Annotated in this window: 16 protein-coding genes; 11 read left to right on the forward strand and 5 right to left on the reverse strand. The window is 70.2% G+C overall.

The genetic code is table 11. The annotated features are described in order from the left end of the window. Nucleotides 1-272 precede the first annotated feature (272 nt). The gene (locus tag PV734_RS20795; protein ID WP_319094456.1) at nt 273-1,085 is read left to right on the forward strand and encodes a VOC family protein; all 813 of its coding nucleotides are present in this window, start codon (nt 273-275) and stop codon (nt 1,083-1,085) included. 9 nt (nt 1,086-1,094) lie between these two features. On the opposite strand, the gene PV734_RS20800 is transcribed toward PV734_RS20795, so the two are convergent. After that, nucleotides 1,095-1,610: a hypothetical protein gene (locus tag PV734_RS20800; RefSeq protein WP_319290773.1), complete on the reverse strand. Its 516-nt coding sequence runs from the start codon at nt 1,608-1,610 to the stop codon at nt 1,095-1,097. A gap of 81 nt (nt 1,611-1,691) precedes the next feature. Continuing rightward, nucleotides 1,692-2,195: a pep a2 gene (locus PV734_RS20805; protein WP_319290775.1), complete on the reverse strand. Its 504-nt coding sequence runs from the start codon at nt 2,193-2,195 to the stop codon at nt 1,692-1,694. Between the two features lie 246 nt (nt 2,196-2,441). Here PV734_RS20805 and PV734_RS20810 point away from each other — a divergent pair, with 246 nt between their 5' ends. The 8 genes from PV734_RS20810 (at nt 2,442) to PV734_RS20845 (ending at nt 14,070) form a co-directional block, all read left to right on the forward strand. Beyond that, nucleotides 2,442-2,735, forward strand: a complete 294-nt coding sequence (locus PV734_RS20810; protein WP_319094459.1) for a DUF5133 domain-containing protein — start codon at nt 2,442-2,444, stop codon at nt 2,733-2,735. 65 nt (nt 2,736-2,800) lie between these two features. After that, nucleotides 2,801-4,771 carry an alpha-1,4-glucan--maltose-1-phosphate maltosyltransferase gene (locus tag PV734_RS20815; RefSeq protein ID WP_319290778.1) on the forward strand — a complete coding sequence of 657 codons (1,971 nt, stop codon included), beginning with the start codon at nt 2,801-2,803 and terminating at the stop codon, nt 4,769-4,771. A 22-nt stretch (nt 4,772-4,793) separates the two neighbouring features. Then, complete coding sequence (gene treS / locus PV734_RS20820; RefSeq protein ID WP_319290781.1) at nt 4,794-6,512, forward strand: maltose alpha-D-glucosyltransferase; 1,719 nt, start codon at nt 4,794-4,796, stop codon at nt 6,510-6,512. Between the two features lie 28 nt (nt 6,513-6,540). Continuing rightward, nucleotides 6,541-7,920: a maltokinase N-terminal cap-like domain-containing protein gene (locus PV734_RS20825; protein ID WP_319094462.1), complete on the forward strand. Its 1,380-nt coding sequence runs from the start codon at nt 6,541-6,543 to the stop codon at nt 7,918-7,920. A 5-nt stretch (nt 7,921-7,925) separates the two neighbouring features. Then, nucleotides 7,926-10,145, forward strand: a complete 2,220-nt coding sequence (gene glgB / locus PV734_RS20830; RefSeq protein WP_415924235.1) for a 1,4-alpha-glucan branching enzyme — start codon at nt 7,926-7,928, stop codon at nt 10,143-10,145. A gap of 172 nt (nt 10,146-10,317) precedes the next feature. Continuing rightward, a complete protein-coding gene (locus PV734_RS20835; RefSeq protein WP_319290784.1) occupies nt 10,318-12,225 on the forward strand; it encodes an AMP-dependent synthetase/ligase in 1,908 nt (635 codons plus the stop codon). A gap of 100 nt (nt 12,226-12,325) precedes the next feature. Then, complete coding sequence (locus PV734_RS20840; RefSeq protein ID WP_319290786.1) at nt 12,326-13,219, forward strand: Gfo/Idh/MocA family oxidoreductase; 894 nt, start codon at nt 12,326-12,328, stop codon at nt 13,217-13,219. 395 nt (nt 13,220-13,614) lie between these two features. Then, nucleotides 13,615-14,070, forward strand: a complete 456-nt coding sequence (locus PV734_RS20845) for a cyclic nucleotide-binding domain-containing protein (RefSeq protein WP_319094465.1) — start codon at nt 13,615-13,617, stop codon at nt 14,068-14,070. 17 nt (nt 14,071-14,087) lie between these two features. Here the strand turns inward: PV734_RS20845 and PV734_RS20850 are convergent, their stop codons facing one another. Then, a complete protein-coding gene (locus PV734_RS20850; protein WP_319094466.1) occupies nt 14,088-15,389 on the reverse strand; it encodes an MFS transporter in 1,302 nt (433 codons plus the stop codon). 33 nt (nt 15,390-15,422) lie between these two features. Then, entirely contained in the window at nt 15,423-16,154 is a 732-nt protein-coding gene (locus PV734_RS20855) for a helix-turn-helix domain-containing protein (protein ID WP_319290788.1), read from the reverse strand. Between the two features lie 123 nt (nt 16,155-16,277). Between PV734_RS20855 and PV734_RS20860 the strand changes: the two genes are divergently transcribed. Then, a complete protein-coding gene (locus tag PV734_RS20860; RefSeq protein ID WP_319094468.1) occupies nt 16,278-17,495 on the forward strand; it encodes a saccharopine dehydrogenase family protein in 1,218 nt (405 codons plus the stop codon). 53 nt (nt 17,496-17,548) lie between these two features. Here the strand turns inward: PV734_RS20860 and PV734_RS20865 are convergent, their stop codons facing one another. Next, nucleotides 17,549-18,973, reverse strand: coding sequence for a M1 family metallopeptidase (locus PV734_RS20865; protein ID WP_319290790.1), 1,425 nt, complete (start codon nt 18,971-18,973; stop codon nt 17,549-17,551). Nucleotides 18,974-19,126: 153 nt separating this feature from the next. On the opposite strand from PV734_RS20865, the gene PV734_RS20870 reads away from it, so the two are divergent. Beyond that, entirely contained in the window at nt 19,127-19,498 is a 372-nt protein-coding gene (locus tag PV734_RS20870) for a DUF488 domain-containing protein (protein WP_319094470.1), read from the forward strand. Nucleotides 19,499-19,501 lie beyond the last annotated feature (3 nt).

The following is a 19,501-nucleotide window of genomic DNA, read 5'->3' on the forward strand; positions in this document are numbered from 1 at the left end:
GCCCGGGCGATTGCGTCAACGCCGGGCGACTGGGGGACGGGCTCACTGCCGAACCCTCCCGGGAATGGTTCACCAGCGCACCCACCCCTCCCGGTTGCACCGGAGGGCCGGAGTTGAAACACACTCCCCTCGCGGGACATCGCTCGTCGCCGGTGCCCCCCCAGGTGGCAACAGGCCCGTTCGGGGTACTCGACAGGCACCGGGACGGGGTTCGGTCGGAGACTGGTGTCGGACCGGTGCCCGCCGGTCGACGAAGTCAGGACGCGAGTGCCATGAACCACCCGACACATCCCCGCGGCGCGACGGACGTCGTCTCGACCCATTCCGTGTTCGGCGCCCCCTGCTGGGTGAGTCTGACCAGCCGCGATCTGCGGGCCACCGAGGCGTTCTACAGCGCCGTACTGGGCTGGAGGTGGCGTCCGGCCAGGCTGGGCGACCGCTTCCGGGTCGCCCTGGTGGACGGCACACCGGTCGCGGGGATCGCCGCGGTGGCCTCCGTATGGCAGATGGTGGTCGCCTGGACCCCGTACTTCGCCGTGCCGAGCGCGGACGACGCGGTGGCCCGGGTCCGCGAGCGCGGGGGCACGGCGGCGGTCGGGCCGCTCTCCCTCCCGCCCGGCCGGGCGGCCCTGCTGGCCGACCGCGACGGCGCGATCTTCGGAGTCTGGGAGGGAGAGCTGCTGGCCGGCTGGGAGGCCTGGCGGCGGTCGGCGCCGACGTTCGTACGGCTGCACACCCGTGACGCGTTCGACGCGGCCATCTTCTACGGCGAGATCCTGGAGTGGGCCTCGGACCGGCCCGGTTGCTGCCAGGTCCACTACGAGGGAAACGAGGTCGTGCTGCGCAGCCGGGGCGATGTCGTGGCCCGCATCGTGTCGGGCGCGCTGGAGGCCGCGCCCGACCCCACGATCCGGCCGCACTGGCAGGTCCACTTCGCGGTCGAGGACGTGACGGCCTGCGTCAAGGCCGCGCAGGACAACGGCGGCAGCGTGCTGCGGCACGACTCCGGTTCCGTCCCCTACGAGGCAGTGCTGCGCGATCCGGACGGGGCGCAGTTCACGGTGACCTCACGCATCCCGCGCTGAGCCCGGCGGCTACCGGACCGACGAGTACAGGTGCCGGTCGCCGCCTTTCTGGAGCCGGGTGTGTACCGGGCCGATCCAGAGCAGCAGGCCGTGGCACCGCTCCCAGCGGGCCACCTGCCACCCGCGGGCCAGCCACGCCGCCGCGAAGAGCAGCGGCCAGAGCGCCGGCGTCCGCCCCCACAGCAGTCCGCCGCCCAGCGCGGAGGCCACCATGGCGACGAAGAGATAGACGTTGACGCAGTCGCGGTACTCCTTGCGCGGCGCCGGCAGCACCGCGCCGGTCTCCTCCAGCGCGACCGCGCTGTCGAAGTCCCGCCCTTCCCCGAACCACCTCAGCCGGGAGACAGTGAGTGTCCCGAACCCTGCGGCGCACGCCAGGGCGAGCAGGCCGAGGGCGATCGCCGGGCCCACACCTCGCGGTGTCTCCGGCGCGCCCTCCAGCCCGAACACCACCCCCGCGCTCACCGCTGTCGCGCAGACCGCGAGAATCCCGCACGTCACCTCGTAGTGGACATACCTGACCACGGCGTTCCCCCTGTGCCCCACCCCGCCCCCGTAGCAGAGTGCCAACTTCACTATGCCCAGGGAGAGTCGGCTGTACCGCTGCTACGCGTTCACGAGAACGCCCGGTGCCCGCCGCTCCGCACCGGCGGAGGCCGGTCCGGCTCCCGGTGTCCGCCGTCCCTCCCGCAGGGTCGGCGCGGGCGGGGCCGGGATCAGCGGCACGCCTTCGCAGGAGCGGGCCCGGCGCGAGAACCAGATGACCTTGGCGCCCGTGTCGGTGTCGCAGCAGCCCCAGCCGTCGCTCGCCGCGGCGATCCAGGCCAGGCAGTTGCCGAGTTCCCGGTCGAGCCGCAGGTCACGGTCGTTCTCCGCGATGGCGGTGATGAGGTGCTGGCCGTTCCACCACATCTCGATCACCGCCCGCTTGTCGGTCGCGTGCCCGTCGATGGCGCTCAACAGGGCTTCGATGCCGTCACAGACGGACCCGACCAGGTGTTCCAGTTCCCAGAGCCGGAGGTGGGCGGCCAGGATGCGGCCCACCTGCCCGATCCGTTCCGGACAGACCTCCACGTCGAGGTGGTAGTAGCGGGACTCCGCGGTCTTCATCGTCGTTGGCTCCTCACGGCGGCGGACCCACGTTCCGCACGCTCTACGGGACAGGGCCCGAGCGCGAAGCGTGAGCACTGTTCGCTTCTGAGTCACCTCCCAGAGTGGGAGCGCTGGGCCATTCGTGCAACACGAGCACGACACACAATGGTTGAAGATCCAACAAGACGCTGAGTCGTCGCACGTGCACCATGAGTGAAGGTCTCGCCGTAGAAGCAGTGCGTCACGAGGAAGGGGACCAGCACCATGCTGTTGCCCGCCAAAGCCGAGGTCGCCCGACAGCTGAACAGGTACAGGGAGTGGGAGCGCGTCATGCTCGCGGCCCCGTCCGACCGTTCGGCGCGGGACAGTTTCGAGGACTCGGGTTACACCCTGTGCGTGCTGATGGGGAAACGGTGCGCGCGCGAGGCCGTACACGCCGCCGAGCGCTATCTCCGTACCAGCCTGGTCGCCTACCTCCGGGAGCAGGCCGGACGGGCCCACGCGGACCGCTTCACCGGGCACACCCCACCGGCCGTGCAGCGCTCCACGGCGGGCTGATAGCGCCGCCCCCACGACCTTCACCGACCCCGACCCTGATTCCGAACACGCCAGAGGTGAGACCCATGAGCCCGACCCCGGCCATCGGCCGCATCCCGGTGCGGGATGTGCGCCCGGCCGTCGAAAGCGGCAGACGCCCGGCGAAGGCCGTCGCGGGAGAGACCTTCCAGGTCACCGCGACGGTCTTCCGTGAGGGCCATGACGCGGTCGGCGCGAACGTGGTGCTGTGCGACCCGGAGGGCCGGCCGGGCCCCTGGACGCCGATGCGTGAACTGGCCCCTGGCACCGACCGCTGGGGCGCGGACGTCACCCCGGGCACGGCGGGCCGGTGGACCTACCGGGTCGAGGCGTGGGGCGACCCGGTCAGCACCTGGCGGCACCACGCGGGCATCAAGATCCCGGCCGGGATCGATGTCGGGCTGGTGCTGGAGGAGGGCGCACTGCTGTACGAGCGTGCCGCCGCGGGCGTGCCGGAGCGGGCGGCGCGGGCTGCCGTACTGGCCGCGGCACAGGCTCTGGGCGACGACTCGCTCCCGGTCACGGATCGACTCGCACCGGCGCTGACCTCGGCGGTGGACAAGGTGTTGCGCCGGTATCCGTTGCGTGAGCCGGTCACGTCGAGTGAGCCGTTGGCGCTGGTGGTGGAGCGGGAGCGGGCTCTGTACGGGGCGTGGTACGAGTTCTTCCCGCGGTCGGAGGGCACGCCGGAGCAGCCGCACGGGACGTTCCGGACAGCCGCGCGGCGGTTGCCGGCGATCGCGGCGATGGGCTTCGACGTGCTGTATCTGCCGCCGATCCATCCGATCGGGCACACCTTCCGCAAGGGGCCCAACAACACCCTGTCGGCGTCGGCGGGGGATGTGGGGGTGCCGTGGGCGATCGGTTCCGAGGCGGGCGGCCATGACGCGGTGCACCCGGATCTGGGGACGCTGGAGGACTTCGGCTTCTTCGTCGCGGAGGCCGCCCGGCACGGTCTGGAGGTGGCGCTGGACTTCGCGCTGCAGTGCTCGCCGGACCATCCCTGGGTGCAGAAGTATCCGCAGTGGTTCCATCACCGCCCGGACGGGACGATCGCGTACGCGGAGAACCCGCCGAAGAAGTACCAGGACATCTATCCGATCGCCTTCGACGCCGATCTGCCCGGTCTGGTCGCGGAGACGGTGCGGGTGATGCGGCACTGGATGGATCACGGGGTGCGGATCTTCCGGGTCGACAACCCGCACACCAAACCGGTGGTCTTCTGGGAACAGGTGATCGCGGACATCAACCGCACCGACCCGGACGTGATCTTCCTGGCGGAGGCCTTCACCCGGCCGGCGATGATGCACACCCTGGCCCAGGTCGGTTTCCAGCAGTCGTACACCTACTTCACCTGGCGTACCACCAAACCCGAACTCACCGAGTACCTCACCGAACTGTCCGGTGAGGCAGCCGCGTACATGCGCCCGAATTTCTTCGTCAACACCCCCGACATCCTGCACGAGTACCTTCAGCACGGCGGCCGCCCGGCGTTCGAGGCGCGCGCCGTACTGGCCGCGACGCTCTCCCCGACCTGGGGTGTGTACAGCGGCTACGAACTGTGCGAGAACACCCCGCTGCGCGAAGGCAGCGAAGAATACCTGGACTCCGAGAAATACCAACTCCGCTCCAGGGACTGGGAATCGGCCGAACGCAGCGGGGATTCGATCGCCCCGCTCATCGCCGCCCTCAATCGGATCAGACGCGATCACCCCGCCCTGCGCCGGCTCAGGAACCTGTGCTTCCACCGGACCGACAACGACGCGGTGATCGCGTACAGCAAACACACCGGTGAGGACACGGTTGTGGTGGTCGTGAACCTCGACCCCCACCGCACCCAGGAGGCGACGGTCTCGTTGGACATGCCGCAACTCGGCCTGGACATACGGGAAGACGAGGAATGTTCCCTCGCGGTGCGTGACGAACTGAGCGGTGACACCTACCGCTGGGGCCGCACCAACTACGTACGTCTGGAGCCGGGCAGGACGCCCGCGCACGTGTTCCACCTGCTGCGGTAATCGACTGGAGGCCAGTAACACCGTGACCGTCAACTCCCCTGTTCCGGACACCTTCGAGGACACTCCCGCCAAGGACCGGGACCCCGAGTGGTTCAAACGCGCCGTCTTCTACGAGGTCCTCGTCCGCTCCTTCCAGGACAGCAACGGCGACGGCATCGGCGACCTCAAAGGCCTCACCGCCAAACTCGACTACCTCCAATGGCTCGGCATCGACTGCCTCTGGCTCCCCCCCTTCTTCAAATCCCCCCTCCGCGACGGCGGCTACGACGTCTCCGACTACACCGCCGTCCTCCCCGAATTCGGCGACCTCGCCGACTTCGTCGAATTCGTCGACGCCGCCCACCAACGCGGCATGCGCGTCATCATCGACTTCGTCATGAACCACACCAGCGACCAGCACCCCTGGTTCCAGGAATCCAGAAACGACCCCCAAGGCCCCTACGGCGACTACTACGTCTGGGCCAAGAAAGACGACCAGTACCAGGACGCCCGCATCATCTTCGTCGACACCGAAGCCTCCAACTGGACCTTCGACCCGGTCCGCAAGGAGTACTACTGGCACCGCTTCTTCTCCCACCAACCAGACCTCAACTACGAAAACCCCGCCGTCCAGGAAGAAATCATCTCCGCACTGCGGTTCTGGCTCGACCTCGGCATCGACGGCTTCCGCCTCGACGCCGTCCCCTACCTCTACCAGGCCGAGGGCACCAACTGCGAAAACCTCCCCGCCACCCACGAATTCCTCAAACACGTACGCAAAGAGATCGACGCCCACTACCCCGACACGGTACTGCTGGCAGAAGCCAACCAGTGGCCCGAAGACGTCGTCGACTACTTCGGCGACTTCCGCAGCGGCGGCGACGAATGCCACATGGCATTCCACTTCCCCGTCATGCCCCGCATCTTCATGGCCGTCCGCCGCGAATCCCGCTATCCAGTCTCGGAGATCCTCGCCAAAACCCCCGCCATCCCCAACAACTGCCAGTGGGGCATCTTCCTGCGCAACCACGACGAGCTCACCCTCGAAATGGTCACCGACGAGGAACGCGACTACATGTGGGCCGAGTACGCCAAGGACCCGCGTATGCGCGCCAACATCGGCATCAGGCGGCGGCTGGCGCCCCTCCTGGACAACGACCGCAACCAGATCGAGCTGTTCACGGCCCTGCTGCTGTCGCTGCCCGGCAGCCCGATCCTCTACTACGGCGACGAGATCGGCATGGGCGACAACATCTGGCTCGGCGACCGCGACGCCGTCCGCACCCCCATGCAGTGGACCCCCGACCGCAACGCCGGCTTCTCCTCCTGCGACCCCGGCCGCCTCGTCCTGCCCACGATCATGGACCCCGTCTACGGCTACCAGGTCACCAACGTCGAGGCGTCGATGTCCTCCCCGTCCTCGCTCCTGCACTGGACGAGGCGCATGATCGAGATCCGCAAGCAGAACCCCGCCTTCGGCCTCGGCTCGTACACCGAACTCCCCTCCTCCAACCCCGCCGTGATCGCCTTCCTGCGCGAGTACAAGGACGACCTCGTCCTGTGCGTCCACAACTTCTCCCGCTTCGCCCAGCCCACCGAACTGGACCTGCGGGCCTTCAGCGACGCCCACCCGGTCGAGCTGATCGGCGGAGTACGCTTCCCCGCCATCGGCGAGCTCCCCTACCTCCTCACCCTCGCCGGCCACGGCTTCTACTGGTTCCGGCTCACCCGAACCGCCTCCCGCCCTGCCCGACGGCCGTGACCGTGTGCCCCGCGAAAGGAGCGTCACCATGCCGAAGACCGCGTCTCTTCGCCCGAGCCGGACGGCGGCCCTCGCCGAGCCGTTGAGCTCACTCGGTGGTCTGCTCCGTGACTGGCTGCCGCAGCAGCGCTGGTTCGCGGGCAAGGACCGGCCTGTCACGGACCTGGACCTGCTGTCCATGACCGAGCTGTTTCCTGGCTGCCTGCACCTCCTCGTCCGCACCGGCCACACGGCCGTCCCCGTCCCCGGCGGCCCTCCCCCGCCCGGCGACTGCTACCAGCTGCTCCTCCGTGTCCGGGACCGCCCGTCGCCGCACCTCGGCCGGGCTCTCATCGGCCGCGCGCACGAAGGGCCCTTCGCCGGCCTGCTGGTCTACGACGCCCTGCGGGACCCCCGGGCGGCGGCACTGCTGCTGGAGCGTCTCCGGCACCCCGGAACATCCGGCCCCCTGCGCTTCGAGGCCGACCCCGCCGTCAGCGTGCCCGCCGGACTCGCCCCGCGTCTCCTCGACGTGGAACAGTCCAACTCCTCGCTCGTGTACGGCGAATCCTTCATCCTGAAGGTGCTCAGACGCGTCCAGCCCGGTGTCCACCCCGATCTGGAGGTGCCCGCCGCCCTCGCCCGGCTGGGGTGCGCCCGGGTACCCGCACCGGCCGCCTGGTTCAGGACCGATCTGCCTCAGGACGCGACCCTCGGAGTGCTCCAGCCGTTCCTGCCCGGCGCCGCCGACGGCTGGACCCTCGCCCTGCGCGCGCTCGCCTCGGGGCACGCCTTCACCGACGAGGCCCACGAGTTGGGCCGCGCCACCGCCGATGTCCACCTGGCCCTCGCGACCGCCTTCCCCTGCGACACCCGCGGCGAACGGCACAACAGACGTACGGCGACGGCGATGACCGACCGTCTCGACGCCGCCGTGCACTGCGTACCGGCGTTGCGGCCGTACGCCCAGGGGCTGCGAGCCTCGTTCGGCACCCTGGCCGGGTTCGACGCCGGCCCGGCCCCGCAGCGCGTCCACGGTGATCTGCACCTCGGACAGGTGCTGCGCACGGGCGGCACCGGCGGGGACTGGTACGTGATCGACTTCGAGGGCGAACCGTCCCGCCCGCTCGCGGAACGGCGCAGCGCCCAGTCACCGGTGCGGGACATCGCCGGCATGCTGCGCTCCTTCGACTACGCCGCCCGCACCCGGCTGCCGTGGCACCCCGAGTGGGCCCGGCGCTGCCGGGAGGCCTACTGCGCGGGGTACGCCGCCAGGGCCGGGTGGGACCCGCGCCGCCACCCCGGACTGCTGCGCGCGTACGAGACCGACCGCGCCGTGTACGAGGTCGTCTACGAGGCCAGGCACCGCCCGGACTGGCTCCCCGTCCCCATGGCTGCGATCGAACGACTCGCCGTCCGAGGAGGCTGACCGCTGTGGCCCTGCACGACCCTTCCCTCCCCGACACGCCCTCCCTGGGCAGGCCCGACGCCCTCTGGGATCCCGAGGACAGGCGGCGACTGCTCGCCGGCACCCATCACGACCCGCACTCCGTCCTGGGCGCGCACCCCCTGCCTGTCGGCGGGGTCGTCTTCCGTGCGCTGCGCCCGTGCGCGCGGGGTGTGAGCGTGCTGGTCGACGGGCGGCCGAACAGGCTCGACGACGACGGCGACGGGTTCTTCAGCGCCGTACTCCCCTTCGATCCCTCCTCCACCGCGCTTCCCGCCCACACGCTGCTGGTGTCGTACGAGGACGGTGCCTCGGAGGTCGAGGACCCGTACCGTTTCCTCCCCTCGCTCGGTGAGCGGGATCTGCGTCTCATCCGGGAGGGGCGGCACGAGGAGCTGTGGAAGGCGCTGGGCGCCGAGCCGATGACCCACCAGGGCGTCACCGGCACCCGCTTCACCGTCTGGGCCCCGAATGCTCAAGGGGTCCGGGTCGCCGGGGACTTCACCTGCTGGGACGGCACCGCTCACCCGATGCGTTCTCTCGGTGCCGCCGGGGTGTGGGAGCTGTTCGTGCCCGGTGTGGGTGAGGGCGAGCGGTACAAGTTCGAGGTCGTGGGCCGGGACGGTGGCCGGGTCATGAAGGCGGACCCGATGGCCCGGCGCACCGAGGTGCCGCCCGCGACGGCGTCCGTCGTCACCGCCTCCCACTACGACTGGGGCGACGAGGAGTGGCTCGCGCGCCGCTCCGGCAGTGCCGTGCACGAGGAGCCCTTCTCCGTGTACGAGGTTCATCTCCCGTCCTGGCGACCAGGACTGACGTACCGTCAACTGGCAGATGCACTCCCCGCGTACGTGGCCGACCTGGGCTTCACCCATGTTCAGCTCATGCCGGTCGCCGAGCATCCCTACGGCCCGTCCTGGGGGTATCAGGTCACCTCCTACTACGCGCCGACCGCCCGGCTGGGTTCCCCCGACGACTTCCGGTATCTGGTCGACGCGCTGCACCGGGCCGGTGTGGGCGTCCTGCTGGACTGGGTGCCGGCGCACTTCCCCAAGGACGAGTGGGCGCTGGCCCGGTTCGACGGGGAGCCCCTCTACGAGCCGGGTGACGCGCGGCGTGCCGAGCATCCGGACTGGGGGACGTACGAGTTCGACCTCGGGCGGACCGAGGTGCGCAACTTCCTGGTCGCCAACGCCGTGTACTGGTGCGAGGAGTTCCATCTCGACGGGTTGCGGGTGGACGCGGTCGCCTCGATGCTCTACCTCGACTACTCGCGCGACTCGGGGCAGTGGACGCCGAACGTGCACGGCGGGCGGGAGGACCTCGCCGCGGTCGCCTTTCTCCAGGAGATGAACGCCACCCTGTACCGGAGGGTTCCGGGGGTCATGACGATCGCCGAGGAGTCGACCGCGTGGGACGGGGTCACCCGTCCCACCGACAGTGGCGGGCTCGGCTTCGGGCTGAAGTGGAACATGGGCTGGATGCACGACTCGCTCGGCTACGTCCAGCACGACCCGGTCCACCGCAAGCACCACCACCACGAGATGACGTTCTCCATGGTGTACGCGTACAGCGAGAACTACGTCCTGCCCATCTCCCACGACGAAGTCGTCCACGGCAAGCGGTCGCTGGTGTCGAAGATGCCGGGCGACTGGTGGCAGCAACGGGCGACCGAGCGGGCCTACCTGGCCTTCATGTGGTCCCACCCCGGCAAGCAACTCCTCTTCATGGGCCAGGAGTTCGCCCAGGGTTCCGAGTGGTCCGAGGCCGACGGGCCGGACTGGTGGCTGCTGGACCCGGAGTACGCGGCCGAGCCCGACCACCGGGGTGTCCGTGATCTCGTCCGCGATCTCAACACCGTCTACCGGCGCACCGCCGCGCTCTGGCAGCGTGACACCGACCCCGCCGGTTTCCGGTGGGTGGCCGGGGACGCCGCCGACGACAACGTCTTCGCCTTCCTCCGCCACGACGCGGAGGGAGTGCCCTTGTTGGCCGTCAGCAACTTCTCGCCGGTGGTCCGTCACGAGTACCGTCTCGACGTTCCCGGCCCGGTCACCGCCTGGCAGGAGGTCCTCAACACGGATTCCGCCCGCTACGGAGGCGGCGGCATCCTCAACCCCGGTGTGGTTGTGCCCAGCTCGTCGGGCGTCCGGCTGACCCTGCCACCGCTCGCCACGGTGTGGCTGACGCCGACCCGAATGAGGTGAAGTGTGGTGAGGTGACATGAGGTGCGATCACGGAAGTCCTCTTCCGAAACCTCCGGGGGACAACGACTTCGCAGTTCCCGACAACAAAGCCCGTGACCTGAGCTAGATTCGTTCACCGTCGATAACTCCACTCGTCGGCGCGGTCACAGTCAGTACGATCCAGGAGCAGCGCATGCGCGACTTCGCCCTCGCTCCCCCCACCTCCGCACCGTTGACGGGCGGACTCGCCGACAGCGTCTTCGACACGGCGATCCGTCAGCCCGACATGGTGCAGCTCGCACGTCGCGTCGATTTGACGAAGCAGGTCTGGACCAAGGTGACGGCCGCGGAACTGCGGGACGAGGTCGTCGACCTGGCCAAGGGTTTCATCGCCTCCGGCATCTCACCGGGCCACCGCGTGGCCATCATGGCCCGCACCCGTTACGAGTGGACGGTGCTCTGCTACGCGCTCTGGGCGGTGGGCGCCGAGGTCGTGCCGATCTATCCGACCTCCTCGCGCGACCAGGTCGCCTGGATCCTCGCGGACTCGCAGTGCAGCGCCGTCGTCGTCGAGGACGAACAGGGCCTCATGACCGTCGGCTCCGTGTGCACCTCGCTGCCCCTGCTGCGCAACGTGTGGCAGCTGGACGACGGAGCCCTGGCCCAACTCGTGGAGCTGGGGCGGTCGGTGGCGACGACCACGGTCGACTCGCTGCGCCGGATCGTGCTGCCGGACTCGGCCGCGGTGATCGCCTACACATCGGGCACGACCGGGAATCCGCGCGGCTGCGCCCTGAGTCACCGCAGTCTGGCCAGCCCCTGCGACACCCTCCTCGCGGGCTGGAGGCACACGGCGGCACCGCCCGGCGAACAGCCGACGGTTCTCGCCTTCCTGCCCTTCTCGCACGTCTACGGCCTCATGATCCAGGGCCTGTGTCTGCGCGGCGGCCTCCTGATGGGCCACGAACCCGACCTGAGCGCGGAGGCGCTGTCCTCGGCGATGCTCTCCTTCAGGCCGACATACCTGTACGCGGTGCCTTCGGTGTTCGAGAAGATCTACAAGAACTTCCTGCGTGCCGCCCAGAGATCGGGCCGGGGCAGCCTGTTCGAGCGTGCCGTCGACACCGCCCGGGATTTCGCGACGGCCGTCGAACGGCAGCGACTGGGCACGGGTTCCGGGCCCGGTTTCGACCTGCGGCTCCAACACGCCCTCTACGAGCGGACGGTGTACCGCAAACTCCGTGGCGCGCTGGGCGGACGCGTGTGCGGCGCGGTGTCGGGCGGCTCGCCCCTCAACCGTGAACTCGCCCTGTTCTACTCGGGGATCGGCATCCTCGTCCACGACGGCTACGGCCTCACCGAGACCTGCGGGGGCATCACCGCGCAGCCCGTGGGCCGGGAGAAGTTCGGAACGGTCGGAAAGCCACTGCCCGGCACGGAGATCCGGGTCGCGGAGGACGGCGAGATCCTGGTGTACGGCGCCTCCGTCTTCCAGGGGTACGTGAACGACGAAGCCGGGAACCGGGCAGCACTGCGCGGCGGTTGGCTGGCCACCGGGGACATCGGGCGGCTGGACAAGGAGGGGTATCTGACGATCACCGGGCGCAAGAAGGACATCATCATCACCAGCAGCGGCAAGAGCGTCGCTCCGGCCGCCCTGGAGCACCGGCTGCGCATGCATCCGCTTGTGCACCAGGCGGTGATCGTGGGCGACAACCGGCCGTGCGTGGGGGCTCTGATCACCCTCGACCCGGAGTTCCTGGCCCACTGGCGGGCGTCGCTGGCCCTGCAGGAGGACACGCCGCACCGCCAGGCGCGCGAGGAGAACGCCCTGCGGGAGGAGGTCGCCCGGGCCGTCGCCGCCGCCAACAGCTCGGTGTCGCGGTCCGAGTCGATCCGGGTCTTCCGGGTCCTCGCGGAGCCCTTCGCGCTCAGCAACGGTCTGCTGACCCCCTCGATGAAGCTTCGTCGGGACGCGATCGTGCGGCACTACGCCTTCGAGATCGACGCGATGTACCAGGCCAGGACGCGCTCGCCCCGGGCCGACGCGGCGGCGGACGAACTCGCGCACTGGGACGACTCGGACAACGTGTTCCGCTGATCGTCGGGCGCACGACCTGGGCAGTTCTTGGTTGACGGTACGACGGACGGGCCCGCAGAGTGATCTCCGAATCGGCTCCCGTACGGATTGGACGATCCCCGTGACCAGTACCGCCGCACCGTGGTCGGACGCGCCCGTCAAGGTCGGGCTCGTCGGCGCCGGGCCCTGGGCGCAGTGGGTGTACGCACGCATGCTGGCGGCCGGGCCCGAGACCGAACTCGCCGGCGTCTGGGCGCGCCGCCCGGAGGCGGCCGAGGAGACAGCGGCACCGTACGGCGCCCCGGTCGCCGCCCGGTTCGAGGAACTGCTCGACTCCTGCGAGGCGCTGGCGTTCGCCGTGCCGCCCGCCGTCCAGGCCGAGTTCGCCCTGCGCGCCGCGAAGGCGGGCAAGGCGCTGCTGCTGGAGAAGCCGATCGCCGAGGATCTCGGGGCGGCCCGGCGGCTGGTGGACGCGATCGACGAGGCCGGAGTCGTCTCCCAGGTCACTCTGACGAACCGCTACCACCCGGAGACGCGCCGGTTCCTGGCAGCGGCCGGTGAGGCGGATGTGTTCGGCGCTCGGGCCGCCTTTCTGAGCGGCGCCTTCCTCGGCGGCGCGTTCGCCAGCCCCTGGCGGCTGGAACAGGGCGCGCTGCTCGATCTGGGGCCACACGTCCTCGACCTCCTCGACGCCGCCGTGGGGCCGATCACACGGGTGCGCGGCACCGGGGATCCACGCCGCTGGATCGAACTCACCTGCGAGCACGAGAACGGTGCGGTCAGCCAGGCCTCCCTGTCCGGTTCGGTGAACGTGGCACAGGGCTCCGCCCGGGTCGAACTCTACGGATCCGGCCCGGAGTTGGTGTTCGACTGCGCGGAACTCGACCACGAGGAGACCTGGCCGGTACTGCGCCGCGAGTTCGCGACCGCCGTACGCACCGGTGTCTCCGGTGAGCTCGACGCCCGTCGCGGCCTTCGTCTGCAGACGCTGATGGCCCAGGTGTCCGAGGCCTGACCACCCCCGTAGGCGGACGTGACGTGGATCACGCGCGGCTTCGGAGTCGACACGGAACAACCCGGAGGGGCCGACCGTTCTTGTCTACGTGGCTGCGGAGGGGACAGTGTCCCCGGGCCTCACCTATAGCCCATGGGGAAGATCGTTCGGCTGAAGCCCCATGGAGCCTTTCGCCGCGAGGCGACCGCCCTCCGCGTGCCACCACCTACGGCCCTGGCTGGTCTCCCCCGTCCAGCCAGGGTCTTTTTCTGTCAAAAAGCAGATTCCTGCCCGCCGCCGAGGTGCCCGGCGCGTCCGCAACAGCTCAAATGGGTGTAGGGGAAGCCGCCGAAACCCGGCCGCGCGCTGTCGTGGCGGACGTCTTCCCTCCGGATCGCCGGTGAGGAGCCCTGCTCATGACCAAAGCGACAAAGCTGCTGACCGCCCTTCCCCCGCCACGCCGTGAGCGTCTGCTCGCGCTCGCGACGGAGGTGTCCTTTCCCGAGGACTTCAAGATCTTCGAGGCGGGCGGCACCGCTGACCGCTTCTGGGTCGTCCGCTCCGGCGCGGTCTCCCTGGTCCAGCAGGTGACGCCGGTGCAGCGGGTGACCGTGGCCGGCCTCGGGGCGGGTGATCTGCTCGGTTGGTCCTGGCTCTTCCCGCCCCACCGGTGGGACTTCGGCGCCGAGGCATTCAGTCCCGTACGAGCGTACGAGTTCGATGCCGCGTCGGTGCTCGAACTCTGCGAGGAGGAACCGGCCCTCGGGCTGCAGCTGGTGCGGGTCATCGCCGAGATCCTCGCCCATCGGCTGGAGCTGACCCGGGGCAGACTGATGGAGCAGTTCTCTCCGCACAGCCGTGGCTCCGGGTGACGAGTCCGGCCCGGCGCTCAGACGCGGTAGCGGCGCAGCGCCGGCATCGCGGCCGTCAGGGCCAGGGTGACGGCGACGACCAGGAGTCCGCCGCCGGCGACGGCCGTGCGGGGGCCCAGGGCTGATGCCGTGGTGCCGTGCAGCAGGTCGGCCAGTCGGGGACCGCCCACGACGACCACCGTGAAGACGCCCTGCATCCGGCCGCGCATCTCGTCGGTCGCCGCCGACAGCAGGATCGCCACCCGGAAGACGCTGGAGACCAGGTCGGCGACTCCGGCGACAGCCAGGAACGCCACCGCCATCCACAGGCTGGTGCTCAGTCCGAAGCCGGTGATCGCCAGCCCCCAGGCGACGACCGCGCCGATCACCATCCAGCCGTGCCGGCGCGCCCGCGAGAACGTACCCGAGAACAGTCCGCCCAGCACCGCCCCCACGGGGATCGCCGCGAACAGCAGACCGAGGGCGAGCCCCTCCCCGTACGGGGCGTACGTCTCGGCCGCCAGCTGCGGGAACAGGGCGCGGGGCATGCCGAAGACCATGGCGACGATGTCCGCGAGGAAGGAGAGCAGGAGCACCTTGTGCAGGGCGATGTAGCGGAAGCCGGCCACGATCTCCGTCGCGCCCGCCTTCCGGGAGGCCGCCGGCCCCGGCGGCAGCGCGGGCAGCCGGACGACGGACCACAGGGTGACGCACAGGGCGAGCGCGTCGAGCAGATACAGCTCGGCGAGACCGACGACGGGTATCAGGGCGCCCGCGAGCAGCGGTCCCGCGACCAGGCCGGTCTGCATGACGGTCGTACCGAGGGCGTTGGCCGCGGCGAATTCCTCCTCGGGGACCAGCTGGGCGACGACGGCGCTGCGGGCCGGTGAGTTCAGGCCGAAGAACGCCTGCTGGAGGGCGAGCAGAAGCATCAGGGTCGCCACCGAGTCGAGGCCGACGAGGGCCTGGATCCAGAACAGCAGCGAGGTGACGGCGATACCGGTGTTGGTGATCAGCAGCAGCTTGCGGCGGTCCATGCTGTCGGCGATCGCGCCGCCCCACAGGGCGAACACGACCAACGGCACGAGCCCGGCCAGGCTCGCGTAGCCGACCCAGGCGGAGGAGCCGGTGATGTCGTAGATCTGCTTGGGCACGGCGACCGCGGTGAGCTGGCTGCCGACAGCGGTGACGGCGGTCGAGGACCACAGGCGGCGGTAGGCGGGACGGCGCAGGGGCCGGGTGTCCATGGCCCAACGGCGCCCGGCCGGGCGGGGTTCGTCCGGGGGTGCGGTCGGCTGGGGGTCGGAGTCCTTGCCGGTACTGCTGTCGCTGGGGTCCACAGGTGTCCTGGTTGCTCGCTACATCCAATCGGCTCAGCTTTCAATATCACAACTACTGCCGGGGCCCTCTCCGGCGAGCGTCCGTGCCGCACTGTCCAGCAGCATGTCGAGGGCCGTCGGATAGGCGCTGGCGACCATCCGGGCGGCGAGCAGCGGGGCCGCTTCGGCGATACGGGGGTGGGTGGTGCGGGGCAGACGGGCGTAGGTCGAGCGCCACATGTCCTCGTCGGCGGTGAGGCTGGCGCGCGGCAGAGCCAGGGAGGCGGCGTCCAGGGCGGCGAAGGCCAGCGTCTGGTCGATGAAGGCGTGGTAGATCCGTACCGTCTCCGGCAGCGGGAAACCGGCCGTGCGCAGGACGTCGAGGATGGCCTCGTCGGCGGCCAGCTCGTTGGCGCGGCCCGTGACCCGACTGGCGGTCAGAACGGCGGCCTGCGGATGGGCGACGTACACGGCGTGGACCCGCAGGCCGATGGCGCGCAGGTCCGCCGGCCACTCCCCCGTGGGCCGCCAGCCGTGCAGCGCCTGGCCGATGAGGGCGTCGCCGATGGCGAGGGTCAGGTCGTCCATGCCCCGGAAGTAGCGGTAGAGGGTGCTCGGGTCCGCGTCCAGGGCGAGGCCCAGGCGGCGGGCGGTGAGGCCGGCGCTGCCGTGTTCGCGGAGCATGCGCAGGGCGGTGTCGACGATCAGCCGCTCGGACAGCACGGTGCCGCCCCTGGTGGGGCGACGCCGCCGACGCTTCTCCTCCGGCACGACCTGCTTGGGCACGACCGCTCCCCCTTCCCTCTTGGCCTCTCATTCTTATGCCAACGCCATTGACCTTAGACGACGGCGAAGCGTTGGATCGGGCGGACAACAGCGTCCGAACCTTCGCGAACAAGGAGATTTGCCATGCGTGTGCTGCTCGTGGGAGCCGGCGGTGTGGGGACCGCCATCACTCGGATCGCCGCCCGGCGCTCCTTCTTCGACCGGATGGTCGTGGCCGACTACGACCCGGCGCGGTCCGAGGCCGCGGTCTCGGCGCTCGATGCCGGTGAGCGGTTCGTGGCGGAGCGGGTCGACGCGTCCGACGAGGGTGCGGTGGCGGAGCTGCTGGCCCGGCACGGGTGCGATGTGCTGCTCAACGCGACGGACCCGCGCTTCGTGATGCCGCTGTTCCGCGCGGCCCGTGCCGCCGGAGTGACCTATGTCGACATGGCGATGTCCCTGTCGCGCCCGCACGCCGAGCGGCCCCACGAGGTGTGCGGGGTGAAGCTCGGCGACGAACAGTTCGCGGCGGCGGACGAGTGGGCGAAGGCGGGCGCGCTGGCCCTGGTCGGCATGGGGGTGGAGCCGGGCATGTCCGATGTGTTCGCCCGGTACGCGGCCGACGAACTCTTCGACGAGATCGCGGAGATCGGTATCCGCGACGGAGCCAACCTCACCGTCGACGGCTACGACTTCGCGCCGTCCTTCAGCATCTGGACGACGATCGAGGAGTGCCTCAACCCGCCGGTCGTCTACGAGTCCGGCCGGGGCTGGTTCACCACACCGCCCTTCAGCGAACCGGAGGTGTTCGACTTCCCCGAGGGCATCGGCCCGGTGGAGTGCGTGAACGTCGAGCACGAGGAGGTGCTGCTCGTGCCGCGCTGGATCGACGCACGCCGCGTCACCTTCAAGTACGGCCTGGGCGAGGAGTTCATCCAGACACTCAGGACGCTCCATCTGCTCGGCCTGGACCGCACCGACCCCGTGACCGTCCCGAGCGCCGCCGGACCCGTCTCGGTGTCGCCCCGGGACGTCGTCGCCGCCTGTCTGCCCGACCCGGCGACCCTGGGCGACCGTATGCACGGCAAGACGTGTGCGGGTACCTGGGTCAAGGGGACGAAGGACGGGGCGCCGCGCGAGGTGTACCTGTACCACGTGGTCGACAACCAGTGGTCCATGGCGGAGTACGGCTCCCAGGCGGTGGTGTGGCAGACGGCCGTCAATCCGGTCGTCGCCCTGGAACTCGTCGCCACCGGCGCCTGGTCCGGCTCGGGCGTCCTCGGCCCGGAGGCGTTCCCCGCGCGCCCCTTCCTCGACCTGCTGACGGCGTACGGCTCGCCGTGGGGCATGCGCGAGCAGTGAGGGGGCCTCCCCGGGCCGAAACCCGGGGAGGCGGTCGGTTCCACCAAGCGGTCCTACGGCGCGGAGGGCTTGCCCTTCGTGCCGATCCAGGTCAGGAACAGCTGGTCCAGGTCCTTCCCCGAGACGTGCTCGGCGAGGGTGGTGAACTGGGCGGTCGTGCCGTGCCCGCCCCGGTGCTCGGTGGCCCAGGTGCGCAGGATCTTGAAGAACGCCGGGTCACCGACCGCCTTGCGGAGCTTGTGCAGGGCCATGGCACCGCGGTCGTAGACGGGCCTGCCGAAGATGTTCGCGCCGCTGCCCGGGTCGGCCGGCGCGAACGACCACAGGTCGTCGTCCTTGGCCGTGGCGTACAGGCCGTCGAAGGTCTTCTGGGCGCTCGGGCCGCCGTGCTGTTCCTCGTACAGCCACTCCGTGTACGTCGCGAAGCCCTCGTTGAGCCAGATGTCCTTCCAGGTGGTCAGCGCGACGGAGTCACCGAACCACTGGTGTGCGCTCTCGTGGACGAGGGTGCTCAGGCCGGGCGCCTGGTCGTAGACGGGACGGGTCTGTGTCTCCAGGGCGAAGCCGACCTGCGGGGCCCGGTCGACGATGGCTCCGGCGGCCTTGTACGGGTAGGGGCCGAAGAGTTTCGCCTCCCAGTCCAGTACGGACGGCAGCTTCTTCAGCACGGGCGCGGCGGCGGAGGCCTCGCGCGGGTCGACGGCGTTGTAGACCTTGATGCCGCCGCGCGTGGTGTACTGCTCGACCCTGAACCTCCCGACCGTGGCCGTGGCCAGGTAGGCGGCCATCGGCTCGGTCTGGCGCCAGCGGAAGGTGGACTTGCCGCCCGCTGTCCGCTGGCTCAGCAGGACACCGTTGGCGACCGCGGTGCGTCCCTGGGGGACGGTGATCGTGAAGTCGTAGGACGCCTTGTCCTTGGGGTGGTTGTTGCCGGGGAACCAGCTCATGGAGCCCTGCGGTTCGCCGGCGACGAACACGCCGTCGTCGGTGGCTATCCAGCCGTCCTTCGAGCCGTCCGGGTCGATGACGGCCTTGGGGACACCGGAGTAGGTGACGGCGACCTGGAACGTCTGGTTCTTGTTCAGCGCGTGGCGCGGGCTGACGATCAGTTCCTGCCCTGAGCGCTGGAAACCGGCCTTCACACGGTCGACGGTGAGGGCGGTGACCTTGAGGCCGCTGAGGTCGAGGTTGAAGCGGGTCAGCTTCTGGGTGGCACGGACGGTGAGCACCGCCTTGCCGTCGAGGCGGCGGCTCACGGGGTCGTAGCGGAGGTTCAGGTCGTAGTGGGCGACGTGGTAGCCACCGTTGCCGGACAGCGGGAAGTACGGGTCGCCGACGCCGGAGGTGCCTGTCGTCGCGGCTCCGGCGGGCGCGGCGGCGGCCAGCAGGGCCGCGAGAGCGACGGGCACGGTCGCGACGACGGCGTCACGGCGGAGGACTGCGGTGCGTCTGCCTGCGTACTTCCTGGGGGGTCTCACGCGAGCTCCTACGGTGATGGGTCTGATCATCTTCAGGTCTTTCACCCTAGAGGCGCCACCGCGCGGATTCCTCCTCCTTCTGGTCAAGTTGCGAGTCCCGGAGACCGGCCACATCATTCTTTCGGCCATCCCCCCGCCCACCGGAGGTTCCCCGTGACCGTCCGTGTCCGTAGAGTCCACGAACCCCCCGAGCCGGACGACGGCGTCCGCGTCCTGGTCGACCGGCTGTGGCCGCGCGGACTGTCCAAGGACGCGGCGCGTGTCGACGAATGGCCGAAGGCGCTGACCCCGTCGACCGAACTGCGCCGCTGGTACCACGCCCAGGAGGACGCGGCGGGCACCTACGACGAGTTCCGGCGCCGGTACGAGGCGGAGCTGGCGGCGCCGGAGGCGACGGACGCCCTGGACGCGCTGCGCGCGCTGGCAGACAGGGGACCGGTGACGCTCGTGACCGCCACCAGGTCCCCCGCGCGAAGCCATGCCTCGGTACTGGTCGACCTGCTGACGTCCGGGGGAAGGCGCTGAAGG

Origin of the sequence: Streptomyces sp. AK08-02 (genome assembly GCF_033795085.1) — a bacterium.
GTDB classification, from domain to species: Bacteria; Actinomycetota; Actinomycetes; order Streptomycetales; family Streptomycetaceae; genus Streptomyces; species Streptomyces echiniscabiei.